Annotated in this window: 18 protein-coding genes and 1 tRNA gene; 13 read left to right on the forward strand and 6 right to left on the reverse strand. The window is 71.5% G+C overall.

Going from position 1 to position 14,092, the window contains the following annotated elements; genetic code table 11:
* Positions 1–5 precede the first annotated feature (5 nt).
* Positions 6–674, reverse strand: a complete 669-nt coding sequence (locus K6T25_RS09560; protein WP_222913548.1) for an alpha/beta hydrolase — start codon at positions 672–674, stop codon at positions 6–8.
* A gap of 144 nt (positions 675–818) precedes the next feature.
* Between K6T25_RS09560 and cofG the strand changes: the two genes are divergently transcribed.
* The 3 genes from cofG (at position 819) to uppS (ending at position 4,059) form a co-directional block, all read left to right on the forward strand.
* The gene (gene cofG / locus K6T25_RS09565) at positions 819–1,964 is read left to right on the forward strand and encodes a 7,8-didemethyl-8-hydroxy-5-deazariboflavin synthase subunit CofG (protein ID WP_222913550.1); all 1,146 of its coding nucleotides are present in this window, start codon (positions 819–821) and stop codon (positions 1,962–1,964) included.
* Between the two features lie 132 nt (positions 1,965–2,096).
* Positions 2,097–3,035: a mechanosensitive ion channel family protein gene (locus K6T25_RS09570; protein ID WP_222913552.1), complete on the forward strand. Its 939-nt coding sequence runs from the start codon at positions 2,097–2,099 to the stop codon at positions 3,033–3,035.
* 88 nt (positions 3,036–3,123) lie between these two features.
* Positions 3,124–4,059 carry a polyprenyl diphosphate synthase gene (gene uppS, locus K6T25_RS09575; protein WP_222917975.1) on the forward strand — a complete coding sequence of 312 codons (936 nt, stop codon included), beginning with the start codon at positions 3,124–3,126 and terminating at the stop codon, positions 4,057–4,059.
* A gap of 73 nt (positions 4,060–4,132) precedes the next feature.
* Here the strand turns inward: uppS and K6T25_RS09580 are convergent, their stop codons facing one another.
* The gene (locus K6T25_RS09580; protein ID WP_222913554.1) at positions 4,133–4,741 is read right to left on the reverse strand and encodes an undecaprenyl diphosphate synthase family protein; all 609 of its coding nucleotides are present in this window, start codon (positions 4,739–4,741) and stop codon (positions 4,133–4,135) included.
* Positions 4,742–4,866: 125 nt separating this feature from the next.
* On the opposite strand from K6T25_RS09580, the gene K6T25_RS09585 reads away from it, so the two are divergent.
* The gene (locus K6T25_RS09585; protein ID WP_222913556.1) at positions 4,867–6,357 is read left to right on the forward strand and encodes a DUF92 domain-containing protein; all 1,491 of its coding nucleotides are present in this window, start codon (positions 4,867–4,869) and stop codon (positions 6,355–6,357) included.
* Complete coding sequence (locus K6T25_RS09590) at positions 6,354–6,800, forward strand: GNAT family N-acetyltransferase (RefSeq protein ID WP_222913558.1); 447 nt, start codon at positions 6,354–6,356, stop codon at positions 6,798–6,800. The genes K6T25_RS09585 and K6T25_RS09590 overlap by 4 nt, the downstream gene beginning before the upstream one ends.
* On the opposite strand, the gene K6T25_RS09595 is transcribed toward K6T25_RS09590, so the two are convergent.
* Positions 6,779–7,462 (reverse strand): VTT domain-containing protein, encoded by a 684-nt coding sequence (locus K6T25_RS09595; protein WP_222913561.1) that lies wholly within the window; start codon positions 7,460–7,462, stop codon positions 6,779–6,781. The two genes, K6T25_RS09590 and K6T25_RS09595, sit on opposite strands and share 22 nt — an antisense overlap.
* A gap of 158 nt (positions 7,463–7,620) precedes the next feature.
* Between K6T25_RS09595 and K6T25_RS09600 the strand changes: the two genes are divergently transcribed.
* Positions 7,621–8,010 carry a DUF5830 family protein gene (locus K6T25_RS09600; RefSeq protein WP_222913563.1) on the forward strand — a complete coding sequence of 130 codons (390 nt, stop codon included), beginning with the start codon at positions 7,621–7,623 and terminating at the stop codon, positions 8,008–8,010.
* Positions 8,011–8,044: 34 nt separating this feature from the next.
* Here the strand turns inward: K6T25_RS09600 and K6T25_RS09605 are convergent, their stop codons facing one another.
* Positions 8,045–9,145, reverse strand: coding sequence for a DUF7115 domain-containing protein (locus K6T25_RS09605; protein WP_222913565.1), 1,101 nt, complete (start codon positions 9,143–9,145; stop codon positions 8,045–8,047).
* Positions 9,146–9,337: 192 nt separating this feature from the next.
* Here K6T25_RS09605 and K6T25_RS09610 point away from each other — a divergent pair.
* Together K6T25_RS09610 and K6T25_RS09615 are read left to right on the forward strand one after the other, a co-directional pair.
* A tRNA-Met gene (locus tag K6T25_RS09610) sits at positions 9,338–9,486 on the forward strand.
* A 54-nt stretch (positions 9,487–9,540) separates the two neighbouring features.
* Positions 9,541–9,711: a hypothetical protein gene (locus K6T25_RS09615; RefSeq protein WP_222913567.1), complete on the forward strand. Its 171-nt coding sequence runs from the start codon at positions 9,541–9,543 to the stop codon at positions 9,709–9,711.
* A gap of 19 nt (positions 9,712–9,730) precedes the next feature.
* Here K6T25_RS09615 and K6T25_RS09620 read toward each other — a convergent pair whose 3' ends face one another.
* Positions 9,731–9,868 (reverse strand): hypothetical protein, encoded by a 138-nt coding sequence (locus K6T25_RS09620; protein WP_222913569.1) that lies wholly within the window; start codon positions 9,866–9,868, stop codon positions 9,731–9,733.
* A gap of 215 nt (positions 9,869–10,083) precedes the next feature.
* On the opposite strand from K6T25_RS09620, the gene K6T25_RS09625 reads away from it, so the two are divergent.
* The 5 genes from K6T25_RS09625 (at position 10,084) to K6T25_RS09645 (ending at position 13,814) form a co-directional block, all read left to right on the forward strand.
* On the forward strand, positions 10,084–10,437 hold the full coding sequence (locus tag K6T25_RS09625) for a DUF8134 family protein (RefSeq protein ID WP_222913571.1): 354 nt from the start codon (positions 10,084–10,086) through the stop codon (positions 10,435–10,437).
* Between the two features lie 47 nt (positions 10,438–10,484).
* Positions 10,485–12,299, forward strand: coding sequence for a nitrite/sulfite reductase (locus K6T25_RS09630; RefSeq protein WP_222913573.1), 1,815 nt, complete (start codon positions 10,485–10,487; stop codon positions 12,297–12,299).
* 8 nt (positions 12,300–12,307) lie between these two features.
* Entirely contained in the window at positions 12,308–12,595 is a 288-nt protein-coding gene (locus K6T25_RS09635; RefSeq protein ID WP_222913575.1) for a DUF6360 family protein, read from the forward strand.
* A 109-nt stretch (positions 12,596–12,704) separates the two neighbouring features.
* Positions 12,705–12,941, forward strand: coding sequence for a hypothetical protein (locus K6T25_RS09640; protein ID WP_222913578.1), 237 nt, complete (start codon positions 12,705–12,707; stop codon positions 12,939–12,941).
* A 72-nt stretch (positions 12,942–13,013) separates the two neighbouring features.
* Complete coding sequence (locus tag K6T25_RS09645) at positions 13,014–13,814, forward strand: HpcH/HpaI aldolase family protein (RefSeq protein WP_222913580.1); 801 nt, start codon at positions 13,014–13,016, stop codon at positions 13,812–13,814.
* A gap of 13 nt (positions 13,815–13,827) precedes the next feature.
* Here K6T25_RS09645 and K6T25_RS09650 read toward each other — a convergent pair whose 3' ends face one another.
* A complete protein-coding gene (locus K6T25_RS09650; RefSeq protein ID WP_222918095.1) occupies positions 13,828–14,004 on the reverse strand; it encodes a DUF8178 family membrane protein in 177 nt (58 codons plus the stop codon).
* Positions 14,005–14,092 lie beyond the last annotated feature (88 nt).

Here is a 14,092-nt window from a genome sequence, read left to right on the forward strand (position 1 = left end):
CGTCGCTACTCGCCCGCGTGTTCGAGGCTCGCCACCAGCTCCGTCGCGGCGGCGAGTTCGTCCTCGTTGACGCCGTGGCCCATCCCCTCGTAGATGCGCTCGTCCACGTCCGCACCCAACCCGGAGAGCACCTCGGTCGTCTCCGTCACGCGCTCCAACGGGATGTGGGGGTCCACGTCCGAGCAGCCGAGGAAAACCGGCGTGCCGTCGAGGTCGCCGTCGTACTCGCGGGGCGTCCCCTCGGGGCCGATCAGCCCGCCGGAGAAGCCGACGAGGCCGCCGTACCGGCGGGCGTTGCGCGCGACCCACTCCGAGGAGAGGCACGCGCCCTGCGAGAAGCCGAGCAGGAGCACGCGCTCGTGGCCGACGGCGTCGGCGGCGGCGTCGACGACGCTGCCGACGAACCCGAGCGCGGAGTCGAGGTGTGGCTGGTTCGTGGGCATCTCCTCCATGAACGAGTTGGGGTACCAGGTGTTGCGGCTGGCGGACGGGGCGAGGTAGGCGACCGAGTCGGTGTCGAACTCGCCGGCCATCCCGAGGATGCTGCGGGCGGTCGCGCCGCGGCCGTGGACCATCACGACCGCCGCCGTCGCCTCGCCCAAGTCGGCGCCGGCGTGGCGAACGGGCTGGCCGCCGTGGGGGCCGTCGACCCCGCTGGTGTCGATGTCGGTCATCGCTCGTTCACTCGCCCGCGTGCGGGGTATCGGTTGTGGTGGCGGATCCGGGTCGTCGCCGCGGCGGTCCTCCTTTCCCGTCCGGTCCCCGCCACCCTCGCCACGACCGACTCGTTTTTGCCCCTCGGTCGGCGACCTCACGGTGTGTTCCCCGGGGCCGAGGAGTACGGCATCGAGATCGCGGTCGCCGACCGCGAGGTCGAGCGGCTGTTGTCGGTCACGCCCGACGACGTCGACGCGGCGCCGGAACTCACGTTCGCCCGGAACGTGTTCGTCCCGCTGACGACCGCCTGCCGGTACACCTGCACGTACTGCACCTACTACGACGTGCCCGGCGAGGCGAGCCTGCTGTCGCCCGAGGAGGTGCGCGAGCGGTGCCGCGTCGGCGCCGACGCCGGCTGTACGGAGGCGCTGTTCACCTTCGGCGACAAGCCGGACGACCGCTACACCGGGATCCACGACCAGTTGGCGGAGTGGGGATACGACTCGATCGTCGCGTACCACGAGCGCGCCTGCGAGATCGCCCTCGAGGAGGGGCTGCTCCCGCACTCGAACCCCGGCGATCTCACGGAGGCCGAGTTCCGCCGCCTCCGCGACGTGAACGCCTCGATGGGCGTGATGCTGGAGACGACCGCCGACGTGGACGCCCACGCCGGGGGCAGGCGGAAGACGCCCGGCCAGCGGCTGAACACGATCCGCGCCGCGGGGGAGGCGCGCGTCCCCTTCACGACGGGCATCCTCGTCGGCATCGGCGAGGAGTGGCGCGATCGGGCCGAGTCGCTGCTGGCGATCCGCGCGCTTCACGAGCGATACGACCACGTGCAGGAGGTGATCGTCCAGCCCGTGACGCCCAACGAGCGCTCCGACTTCGAGGGCCCCTCGAGAGCGACGATGCGGCGGGTGACGGCGATGGCGCGCGCCGCGTTGCCGCCGGAGGTGTCGGTGCAGTCGCCGCCGAACCTCGCGCCCGTCGGTGACCTGCTCGACTGCGGCGTCGACGATCTGGGCGGCGTCTCGCCCGTGACGGACGACTACATCAACCCGGAGTACGCGTGGCCCGCCCTCGACGAACTCCGCCAGATCGCCGACTCGGGCGGCGTCCCGCTGCACGAACGCCTCCCGACCCACGAGCGCTTCCTGCCCGAGGAGCACCGGCGCGCCGGCTTCGACGGCGACCCCGCGCCGGGACGCTGGCTCCACGGCCGGATCCCCGCGGCGCTCGGCGACGAGAGCCTCCACGGGGAGCGCTTCCGCGGCGTCGCCCGACGCGATGCGCCGCTGTCGGTGTGAGCCGCACGCGGGAGCGACGTCGCGTCGGTCCGGGTCGTCGACGGGACCCGTGTGAAGTCGGCCACGCGATCCGTGCGAGCGCCGCCGACGCCAGCAGATTCTTCACCCGTCCGACCCTGCCGGAATTCGTACATGTACGGCGTGACATCGACGGTCACCGGACTCGCGCTGCAGATCGACACCGGGGCGGTCGTCGCCCGACTGGGCGGTTACGCGACGAACGTGATCGGCTTCGTCCTCGGGTTCGTGCTCACCTATCTCCTCGGCAAGCTGATCCTGATGCCGCTCGCCCACCGGGTGTTGAACCGTCGCGGCTTCGACCGCACCGTGCTCAGCCTCGCGGACAGCGTGCTGGCCGCGCTGGTGGTGGTGCTCGCGATCTCGATCGGGTTCATGGCCGCCGGCTTCCCGCGGTTCCTCACCGCGGTGGCGACGCTGGGCGGCGCGCTCGCGCTGGCGATCGGCTTCGCAGCACAGGACCTCATCGGCAACTTCGTCGCGGGCGTGTTCATCATCAAGGACAAGCCCTTCGAGGTGGGCGACTGGATCGAGTGGAGCGACAACGCGGGCCGCGTCGAGGACATCGACCTGCGCGTCTCCAGGGTGCGCACCTTCGACAACGAACGCGTCACCGTCCCGAACGGCGAACTCGCGAACAACGCGATCACCAACCCCGTCGCCTACGACACGCTGCGTCAGAAGTTCGTCTTCGGCATCGGCTACGACGACGACATCGACCACGCGACCGACTGCATCCTCGAGGAGGCCGAGGGCGTCGACGGCATCCTCGACGACCCCGCCCCCTCGGTGCGCGTCACCGAGCTCGGCGACTCGGCGGTCGGCCTCCAGAGCCGCTTCTGGATCGACGAGCCCGACCGCGGCGACTTCGTGCGCGTCCGCTCGGCGTACGTGCAGGCGGTGAAGGAGCGCTTCGACGCGGAGGGGATCGACATGCCGTACGTCCACCGCCAGCTCACCGGCGAGGTGGAGGTGCTGGAGTCCGTCGCCGGCGACGCGGTCGAAGCCGTCGACACGCCGGCGGCGACGGACGGCGAGGGCGACGGGGACTGACGCCGCGCGTCGGTCGAGCGTCGTCCGTGCGTCGTCCCGGTCCTCGTAAGACACATATCCTTTGGCCGACACACTTCGGCTAGTGACCCTGCGCTCGCGCCTCGAAACGCTGTTCGACAACACCTACGAGCGCGTGCTGCGCCGAGAGATCGGCGACGGGCCGGACCACGTCGCGATCATCCAGGACGGGAACCGCCGGTATGCCCGCAGTCGCGGCGACGACGCGCCCGACGGCCACCGCGCGGGCGCCGACACCACAGAGCGGGTGCTCGACTGGTGTGCGGATCTCGGCGTCGAGGAGCTCACGCTGTACGCCTTCTCGACGGAGAACTTCGACCGGCCCGAGGAGGAGCTGGACCCGCTGTTCGACCTGCTGGAGGACAAGCTCCGGGAGTTCGCCGACGCCGACCGCGTCCACGAACAGGGCGTGTGTATCCGCGCGCTCGGCGACGTGGAGCGGCTTCCCGAACGCGTCCGCGACGCCGTCGAGTACGCCGAGGCGCGCACCGCCGGCTACGACGACTTCACGCTGAACATCGCGCTGGCGTACGGCGGCCGCAACGAACTGCTCGGGGCGGTCCGGGCGGTCGCCCGCGACGTGGCCGACGGCGACCTCGCCGCCGCCGACGTGGGCGTCGCCGAGGTGGAGTCGCGGCTGTACCGCCGGCCCGTCCGCGACGTGGACCTCATCATCAGGACCGGCGGCGACGAGCGCACCTCGAACTTCCTGCCGTGGCACGCCAACGGCAACGAGGCGGCGGCGTACTTCTGCTCGCCGTACTGGCCGGAGTTCTCGAAGGTCGACTTCCTGCGCTCCATCCGCACCTACGAGGCGCGCGAGGAGTCGTGGCGCCGCACCCGAGCGAAACGGGCCGCCGCGCTCGTGCGGTCGCTCGCGGAGGTCGAACTCGGCGAGGCGAGGGCTGTCGCCGCCCGCCTGCGCGACCGACTCCCGGGCGACGCGACCGACGAGGAACTGAACGAGGCGCTGGAGAGCGGCGCCGCGGGCGAGACGGCCGACTGACCGGGGCCCGGCAAAGCGTCGACGGTCCCTCCCCGGCTCCCTCCGATCGCGACGAGGTCGGGCCGACGATCTGTTACGTTCCGAACCGTCGCTGGCGGTTCTGGTAGTCCAGCACCGCCCGGAGGTAGTCCCGTTTCCGGAAGTCCCGCCAGTTCACGTCGGTGAAGTACAGTTCCGAGTACACCGACTGCCAGATGAGGAAGTCCGAGAGCCGCTCTGCGCCCGTCTTGATCACCAGATCCGGCTCCTCGGGGAAGATCAGGCGGTCCTCGATGTCGGCCTCCGCGACCTCGTCGGGGTCGATATCGCCGGCCTCGACGGCCGCGGCGATATCGCGGACGGCGTCGACGAACTCGCGTTTCCCGCCGAGGCCGATGTTCACCCGGATCGGCGCGTCCGCGCGGGCGGTGTCCTCGGGCGTCCGAACCGCGATCGAACGGGGAGCGTCGACGTCCGCCAGTTCGCGAGCGAGGGTGTCGACGACCGCCTCGTCGAGCACCGAGACGGAGACTGTGACGCGCTCGGCGCCGTACTCGAACGTCCAGCCGAGAAACGACTCCAGCGTGTCGTAGGCCCCCTGTTCGAGCAGGTCGCGTTCGGTGATGACGAGGGCGACGTGGGCGGGCGGGTCGCCGGGGTTGCGGCGGTGGCGCACGCCGAGGTACGCGTCGTAGAGTCCCACTGCTTGTTCGGGAATCCGACGGGCGCCCGAAAGCGTTACCGCTCTCGTCGCCGCCGCGCCGCCGTCCCGGGACCGCGAGCCGCCGTCCCGGGACCGTTAAGTGTGCGTCGGGGGTACCCTCGGCCGTGAGACACCGACTCCGGCGCGCGGGGGCGTTCGCCGTCGTCGCCTCGGCGGTGTTGGCCGCGCCGGCGCTGGGGCCGGCCGCCGCCGCGCCGTTCGCCGCCGTCGCCGTCCTCGCGGCGTTCGTCGTCGACGAGGGTCGGTTCTTCGAGCTGTTCGCCCGCCCGGGCGACTACGAGGACCGCCGACTCAACGGGCTCGCGGGGTTCGCGCTCGCGGCGACCGCCCTCGGCGTGTTGACCGCGCTCCCGCAGTCGCCGATGCCGGTCACCGTGTACGCCGCGAGCGTGCTCTCGCTGACGTACGGCGTCCTCGGGCGCGAGTTCGTCCGCGAGTCCACCGGCGACGAGTTCGCCACGACGACCGCGTTCACGGTCGCGGCGTTCGCGGCCGCGACGCTCGGCCAGGCAGCCGTCGCCGTCGCCGCCGACTCGTTCGCGGTCGCGGCGCTCCCGACGTACGTGTTCCTCGCGGCGACCGCCGCGCTCGTGGCCGCACTCCTCCGCTCGGTGCTGTTCCCCCGCGACGATCCGATCGTTGTCGTGTCGGTCGGGTTCCTCCTGTGGCTGCTGTCGGCGCTCGTTGCCGCCGGCGGGGTCGTCGTCACGCCGACGCTCGTTGCCGCCGGCCTCACGCTCACCGTCGGGCTCGGCGTCGTCTCGTACGTGCTCGAGACCGCGTCGGTCTCGGGAATGTTGACGGGCGTACTGTTGGGCTTCGCGACCGTCGTGCTCGGCGGGATCGGCTGGTTCGTCGTGCTCATCTCGTTTTTCGCCATCGGCGGACTCGCCGCGAAGTTCCGGTTCGAGGAGAAGAACGCTCGCGGCGTCGCCGAGGGCAACGACGGCGCTCGCGGCGCCGGCAACGTCCTCGGCAACGCCGGGGTCGCGCTGTGCTCGGTGGTCGCGTTCGCGGCCGCGAGGGCGGTCGTGCCGGACACCACCCTCCCGACGCTGATCGCGTTCGCGTTCGCCGGCTCGGTCGCGGCTGCGATGGCCGACACGCTCTCCTCGGAGTTCGGCGGGCTGTTCGACGCGCCGCGGCTGGTGACGACGCTGCGGCCGGTCGACCCCGGCACCGACGGGGCGATCACCTGGCAGGGGGAGGTCGCGGGCGTCGCCGGCGCCGGGGCGGTCGGCGGGCTGGCGGCGCTGGCGATGCCGCTGGGCGGCTCTGCGACGACGGACGGCCTCGCGGGCTTGGCGGCCGCCGGCGTACCGCTCGCGGTTCCCGTGGCCGCCGCCGTCACCGGCGCGGGGTTCGTCGGCATGACGGTCGACAGCCTGCTGGGCGCGACCGTCGAGGGCGACCGGATCGGCAATCAGGGGGTGAACACGCTCGCGACGCTGTCGGGCGCGCTCGCGGCCGTCGTGCTCGCGGTCGTCGCCGGCGCTGCGCCGGTTCCGTCGCCGGCGACGCTCGGGGCGCTCGCGGACGCGCTCGCGTCGGTCGCGGCGATCGTCGTTCACGTACCGCCGGTCCTGCCGACGTGACGATCCGACGGGGGCGACCGGCCGACGAGCCGGCCGTTCGAAGGCTCCAGCGGCTGCTTCACGAGCCGAGCACGACGCTGTGCTCGCACGGCCTGCGGACCGGGGAGGCCCTCGTCGATGAGACGGCCGAGGGCGTCGTCGTCGGCTACCTGCTCCCGGTCGCCGGCGACGGCGTCCACGTCGCCGAGCTCGTCGTCCACCCCGACTACAGGCGGGAGGGGCGGGCGACCCGGCTCCTCCAGCGGCTTCTCGCCCGCGTCGACGGCCGCGTCACCCTCCTCGTCGCCGCCGACAACGACGGCGCGAGGCGCCTGTACGAGTCGCTCGAGTTTCGCCCGACTGCGCGGCGTCCCGGCTTCTACGACGACGGGACGGACGCGATACTGCTGGCTCGCGAGCCTCGGAGCACCGGAGCCACGGATCAGACCGACGACGAGCGGTAGTGTCGGTACGCCGGTCCCGCGAGGAGGAGGAGGCCGCCGAGCGCCGCCGCGCCGATCAACCACGGGTCGAGCACGCCGTCGAGGCCCACCTCGGCGACGCGCCCGGCGGAGGCGCCCGCGACGGTGCCGGCGACGGCCCACGGGAGTTCCCCGATCGCGCTCCCGAGGACGAACGGACCGGCGCGGACGCCCGCGAGGCCGGCGGCGACGGAGACGGCGTCGGAGGGGAACGGGAGCAGCCGGGAGGCGGCGACCGAGCGGGTCCCCCCCGCGACGGAGACGGCGCGCTCGCCGGCGCCGACGGCGCGGTCGAGGAGGTCGTTGACGGCCGTCGAGATCCGGTCGGCGCCGGCGAGCGCGCCGCCCGCGCCGCGCCCGCGACGGGCGAACAGGTACGGCGGGATCGAGGTCAGTACCATCGCGCCCAGCGACAGGGGGATCGCCGACAGCCCGAAGCCGTAGCCGGCGACGACCGCCAACAGCGTCACCGGCCACGCGACCAGCGGACGAACGACCGCCAGTGCGACGAGCACCGCGAGAAGCCTCCACGGATCGGCGGTGACCCACGCGAGGCGGTCGAGCACGGCGTTCGGGGAGCCGACCGCGACCGCGACCACCACCGCGCCGGCGACGAGGCCGCCGACGAGCGCGCGACGGTTCACGGCCGCATTGGGGTCGTCACGCGAATAAGGACCGCGGTCGCGGGTCGGTCGACTGACGGACGCCGTAGTTGTGTCCCCGGGTTCCCCGTTTCGGGATACCGTGTCGAGTTCCGGACAGTCGGGACGCTTAACAGCGCCCGCGACGAATCGGGGTCGACGTGACACCGGGCGACGACGCGCCGGCGCGAACCCGCGAGGGGACTGTCGCGCTCGGGGTGGAGCTGCTGGAACATCTCGAGGACGACGAGCTTCCGCTCCCCGAGCTGATCGACCGGCTTGAGACCGTGACGACGAGCCCGGCGGTCACTCGCGACGTGCTCGAGGAGGCCGAGCGCCGCGGGGTCATCGACCGCGAGGACGCGATCGTTCGCGTCCACGGGTCGGGGTTCGTCCGGTTCGACTCGCAGGTCGTCCGTCGGGAGGGGGACTTCTCGTGTCGCCGCTGCGGTGCGACGATCACGACCGGTCACTTCGTCCGGCTCGACGCCGGCGAACTCGGGCCGTTCGGCTCCTCGTGTGTTCGGAAGGTGACCGGCCGGGACTCGTGACGGTCCGGGGAGGAGAGCGGGGGAGACGCCGACGTCAGCGACCGCGCCGCAGCTCTTCGATCAGCTGCTCGATCAGCTCGGTCTGGCGTTCGAGCTGTTCGCCCTGCCGCTCGACGAGCGCTCGGAGGGCAGCCACCTCCTCGGCAACGTCGTCGGTGGGCTCGGCGGGCTCGAAGCCGGTGTCGCCGAAGCCCTCGCCGTCGTCGGCGCCGACCGCTCGCTCGTCCGCTTCGCCCGGGTCGGCCGCTCCGTGCAGTTCCGTCGCGGCCGTTGTCCCTGCGGCGCCGGCTGTCCCCGAGGGCGCGCTCATTCCGGTGTCCGTGGCCGTGTCTCCGCGTACTGCGTCGGCCGCGCCCGGCTCCTCGTCGTCGACGAGGGGCTCGTTGCGGGTGCCGGCGTCGGTGTCGACGGCCGCGGGATCGGTCGACAGCGGGTCGGGGCCGCCGCCGAAGTCCGTCCGGTCGACCGGATCGTCGGCGTCGTCCTCGCCGGCGGCGGCCGCCGAGAGCGCGCGGAACTCCTCGAAGGAGCCGACGTCGTAGTGGGCCAACAGCGCGTTCGTCAGCACCTCCTTGATCGCCCGGGCGCTGTCGCTGGGCGCCTTGAACCGCTCTTGGCGCCCGTCGGCGGTGAGCACGAGCGTGGTGGCGACGCTCCCCTCCTCGAACGTGAGATCGGCCACGTCGTCGTAGTGGAACTCCTCGTAGTCGTCGTCCCAGACGGCCGCGCCGATGTGCTTGACTATCCGGGCTGACGTGACCACGAGGGTGAGCTCGGAGAAGCGGAAGGTGCGCTCGACGGTCTCGCCGGCCTCGGTGATCCCGGCCGCCGAGAGGACGCCCGCGAGCACGGGGTGGAGGACCTCGTCGAGGGAGCCGCGCGGCACCGAGAAGCTGCGGTCGCCGTCGAGGCCGTACTTGAGGGTGAACTTCGCCTTCCGACGCGACTCGGAGACGGCGACGCGCTCGGCGTCGTGAGGTAGCTCCTCGATGGACTCGTCGGAGAGCAGCCCGTCCGCGCGGTAGATCAGCGTGCGGGTCGGGGTGACGAACAGCTCGTCGTCCCCGCCGAGGTGGACGCGGGCGACGGGGTCCTCCTCGCCCAGTTCCCCCCGAACCAGTTCCGGCAAACTCATACCAGCGTTTCGCCCGCCCCACGGCTTAAACCCGGCGGGTACGCCGGTCCCGATTCGCGGGCGGTACACGGCGGGAGGACGCCGCGCCGGTCGAAACACCCCGACGGAACGACGGCTCGCGGTGTGTTCCGGTGTGTCGCACCGGTTCGCGATGGGAAGCTTCAAGAGTGCGACCGCCCGACGACAACGTGAGCCGGGGTGGCTTAGCTGGACATAGCGCCGCACTCATAGGGTTTCGAGATTCGGTGCGGAACGCCTTGGAAGCCTCCGCCCCAACGGGGCCCGCCGAGCCTCGTACCTGGGCCATGCGGAGATCGTGGGTTCGGAGCCCACCCCCGGCATACGTTTCGCCTTTTGAGGACATACTGTTCTTCGTCCACGAACGCGGTCGTCCGATGAACTCGGCCCGTCGGAACCGCGTTCTCTCGCTGCCGTTCGGCGTGCCGCTGGCGGTCGGGGGCGTCGTCGCTGTCGGGGCGGCGCTTCCGGCGCTCGCCCCCGTGCTCGCCGTCCCGTCGGCCTTCGCGGGTGGGGTCCGAAGCGTGCTCCATCGAGAACTGCCGTGACCGATCCGGCCTGGCCGGACTAGTCGGCCGACTGCTCCTCGTCCGCCGAGAGGTGCTCCCACACCTCCGCACAGCCGCAGCCGGCATCGAGGTCGTCGAGATGGGAAGTGTCGACTTCGTCGTCGTCGTATCGACCGTCGGTCGTCTGTTCTGCCATCACTACCGTACACACCCCGTACTCGCATAAGCCGCGCCGCAGAGTCAAGCGTGACCGACGCTCCCCGGTCGAGGACGGCGTTGCCGCTATCCCGAACGCCGGGATCGAAGCGATCCAGCCAGCGGCCGGCGATCCGCGACTACGTCGGCGTCACCGGAACCGTCGGCCGTTGCGCGCGGCGACGGGGGTATGTCCGCGGGTCGCCTCGCTCGGATATGAGCGTCGCCATCAGGGTGCTCGACGACGGCGCGTGGGTCTCGGTGGACGACGAGCGTCGCGTCGGCGTCAGCGAACCGTGGCGCGTCGGCGGCGACGCGTGCGCCTGCGAGTGCGCCGACTACGTCGTCGAGGGGTTCACCGATGTCGGCGCGGACGGCCGGACGGTAACGGCCGACGTGTACGGGCAGTGTATCCGGTGTGGACAGGCCGCAAGCGTCCTGGGGGTCCCGGTCGGGCGGATCGTCGACGGCGAGTTCCGTCCCGTCGCAGGGGAGGCGATCCGCCTCCCGCGAGGCGGGCTCGGAGCGCCGCAATCGTTGCCGGTTCCCGGCAGCGTCGGGGAGGATTGACGCGGAGGCGCGGGTTAGGTACGTGGGGGCACTGTGTTCGCCCACGAATGCCCACGGACGTCGAGAACTGGAAATCGGAGGTGTACGGCAACGAGATCAGGGAGCACCTGCTGGCGTTCGCCGAGGAGGGGTGGGAGTCGATCCCGGCGGACGAACACGACGCCTGGTTCGAGCGCTTCAAATGGTGGGGGCTGTACCACCAGCGGAACGGCCAGGAGAGCTACTTCATGATGCGGATCGGGACACCCAACGGCGTGCTGAAGCCGGGGCAAGTCGAGGTCGTCGCCGACATCGCCGACGAGTACGCCCGCGGCCCCGCCGAGAACCCCGAGTTCGGCGACGCGTACGTCGACTGGACGACCCGCCAGTCGATCCAGCTCCACTGGATCCGGCTGGAGGACATCCCCGAGATCTTCGAGAAGCTGGAGGCCAACGGCCTGTCGACCCAGCAGGCGTGCGGCGACTCCTGGCGTAACATCGTGGGCTGCCCCGTCGCCGGCAAGGACTCCAACGAGTTCGTCGACGCGCTGCCCGTCGCGCTGGACCTCAACGAGACGTTCAAGGGTGACGACGACCACGCGAACCTCCCGCGTAAGTGGAAGGTGAGCGTCACCGGCTGCGAGGAGGGCTGCGGGCAGGGCGACATCAACGACCTCGCGTTCGAGCCGGCCGAGAAGCAGGGACAGAAGGGGTTCAACGTCCGCGTCGGCGGCGGCCTCTCGCGCAACGAGCCGCGGCTCGCTCGCGACATCGACGTGTTCGTCCCGCCGGAGGACGTCGACGCCGTCGCCGGCGGCCTCTCGGCGCTGTTCGACGACCACGGCGACCGCGAGGACCGCTACAACGCTCGGATGAAGTTCCTCACCGACGAGTGGGGGACCGAGAAGATCCGGCGCGTCCTCCAAGAGGACTACGTCGACTTCGGGCTCCAGCACGCCGGCCAGGACCTCCGCGACGAGTACACGTACAACTCCGGGCGCAACGACGCCGGCCACCACGACCACGTCGGCGTCCACGAGCAGAACGACGGCGACTACTACGTCGGCCTGAACGTCCTCGTCGGGCGGATGGGCGCCGACGACACCCGCGAACTCGCCCGGATCGCCGACGAGTACGGCTCCGGCGAGGTGCGCGTCACCCAGCGCCAGAACGTCATCGTCACCGACGTGCCCGAGGCGGACCTCGACGACCTGCTCGCGGAGGACCTGCTCGACACCTACGAGCCGGACCCGCACACGTTCATGCGCGGCTCCATCGCCTGCACGGGCACGGAGTTCTGCTCGCTGTCGATCGTCGAGACGAAGAACCGGCAGGTGCGGTACGCCCGCTGGCTCACGGACAACGTCGAGGTGCCCGACGGCGTCGACGACTTCCACATCCACCTGTCGGGCTGTACGGCCTCCTGTGCGCAGCCGCAGATCGCCGACATCAGCCTGCGCGGGATGAAGACGCGCAAGGACGGCGAGGCGGTCGAGGCGCTCGACATCGGCCTCGGCGGCGGCCTCGGCGCCGAGCCGCGCTTCGCGGAGTGGGTCGAGCAGCGCGTGCCCGCCGACGAGGTACCCGGCGCTATCGGGAACCTGCTCGCGAACTTCGAGGAGCGTCGCGAGGAGCGCGTTGTCCCGGAGGGACAACGAAAAGGAGACGGCGAAGCCGTCGAGTACGAGTCCTTCCGCGACTTCGTCGAGCGCACCGACGAGGAGACGCTCGCCGAGCTGGTCGAGCCGGAGGAGACCTCCTACGAGGACCCGTACATGCACAACACGAAGCTGACGTGGTACCCGTACGCCGACGAGGACGACATGGACGCCTCGCCCGCGCCGGCGCGGGCGGACGGAACGCCCATCACCTCCGACGACTGAAGGCGGGTATGCCCGACCGGCTCATCCGCGTCAACGCCTACACGACCTTCGAACTGCTCGACGGCTTCGCCCGCGGGCACGACTTCGAGGAGGACGCAGTCGCCGTGTTGAACGTCACGGCGCCCCGCGAGAACCCCGAGGAGGTGACGCTCGAACTCGAACTCGACAACACCGGACTGGAGGCGCTCCCGCCCCACGCCGAGGGCGTCACCCTCTCCGCGGCGGACGCACGCGAACTCGCCGGCGAACTGGAGAAATACGCCGCCCGCGTCGAGGCCGCGAACGGAGAGAACTGATCGAGGACTGTCCGGGGCCACCGGCGACTCTCCCGCGGGCGACCGCCCCGTTCTCACCGCCGAGAGTCGGGGAGGAATCCTTTTGTAGCGTCCAGATGGAGCCGGACTCATGTGGGTACGGGAGCGGGACGCCGTCGACTATCTGGGGATCGCCGCCGTGACGGTCCTCGCGTGGATCCACTTCCCGTACCGATTCTTCGTGTACACGCAGCTCCACTACGCGGCGTGGTGGCTCCAGCGGTGGATCGACCAGTCGCCCACCGAAGTCGTCGGGATCGCCGTGATCGTCTCCGCGGTGGCCGGCGGCGCCCTGCTCGCCGGCATCGTTCGATCCGCCTCGGCGTAGCGACCGACGGCGTAGCGGCAGTCGAACGGGGGTTGTGCGGGCTTGATGTCCCGTCGGCGAGGAGCGGTTCGTATGACCGACGACCCCGGCGTCGCGGGACTGCGTTCGACCCTCCGCGAGAACCCCGCCGGCCACTGGCTGTCGACCCCCTCGCCAGGGATCGCCGAACAGCTCGCGCTCACCGACGCCGACTTCGTCGTGATCGACACCGAGCACGCGCCGACGGACACCGAGTCCGTGGAGGCGGCCGTCCGCGCGGTCGACGCCGCGAACGCCCACGGCGAGGGGAGCCGGGGCGAGCGCGAGACGGGGGCCGTGGTCCGAGTCGCGTGGAACGATCACGTCCGGATCAAGCGCGTGCTCGACACCGGCGCCGCCGGCGTGATGGCGCCACAGGTGAACACAGTCCAGCAGGCGGAGGCGTTCGTCGAGGCTGCGCGCTATCCGCCCGAGGGTCGCCGCGGCGTCGCGGGGACGCGCGCCTCGGGGTACGGCCGCGACCTCGACGACTACTACGACCGCGCGAACGACCGCATCGCCACGATCGCCCAGATCGAAACCGAAACCGCGGTCGAGAACGCCGCCGACATCGCCGCCGTCGACGGCCTCGACGCGCTGCTCGTCGGTCCGGCCGACCTCTCCGCGGATCTGGGCGTCTTCGGGGAGTACGAGTCCGACCGGTTCCTCGGGGCCGTCGAGGCGGTACTCGCGGACAGCGAGGTGCCGGTCGGCACGCTCGCGACTTCGTCCGCGGAGATCGATCACTGGGCGTCCGTGGGGTACGACTACCAGATCGTCGGCGTCGACGCCGGGTACGTCGCCGCCGGCGCCGAGGCGGCGCTGGAGCGGTACGCCGCCGCCGAGGAGGAGTGAGTCCGGCGGGAGCTCAGACCGCGCGGCCGGGCTCGCTCGTGCCGACCAGGTACGTCCCGTACGTGAGCAGTGCCGCCGCCGGGACCAGCGCCCAACTCGCGAGCGACCCGGACTGCGGGGCCAGGCTCGGGAAGAACAGCACGGTGCCGACGAGCATGAGGACCGCGCCGAGGATGACCGGTTTCTGCATGAGCGTCCATGGCATCTCGCCCGTACTAAGGGTTACTTTTCTCGCGGTCGCGACCAGGGAGACGACGATCGGACCGGCACCGACGGTC

The organism is Halobaculum rubrum (assembly GCF_019880225.1).
In the GTDB taxonomy this organism is placed as follows: domain Archaea; phylum Halobacteriota; class Halobacteria; order Halobacteriales; family Haloferacaceae; genus Halobaculum; species Halobaculum rubrum.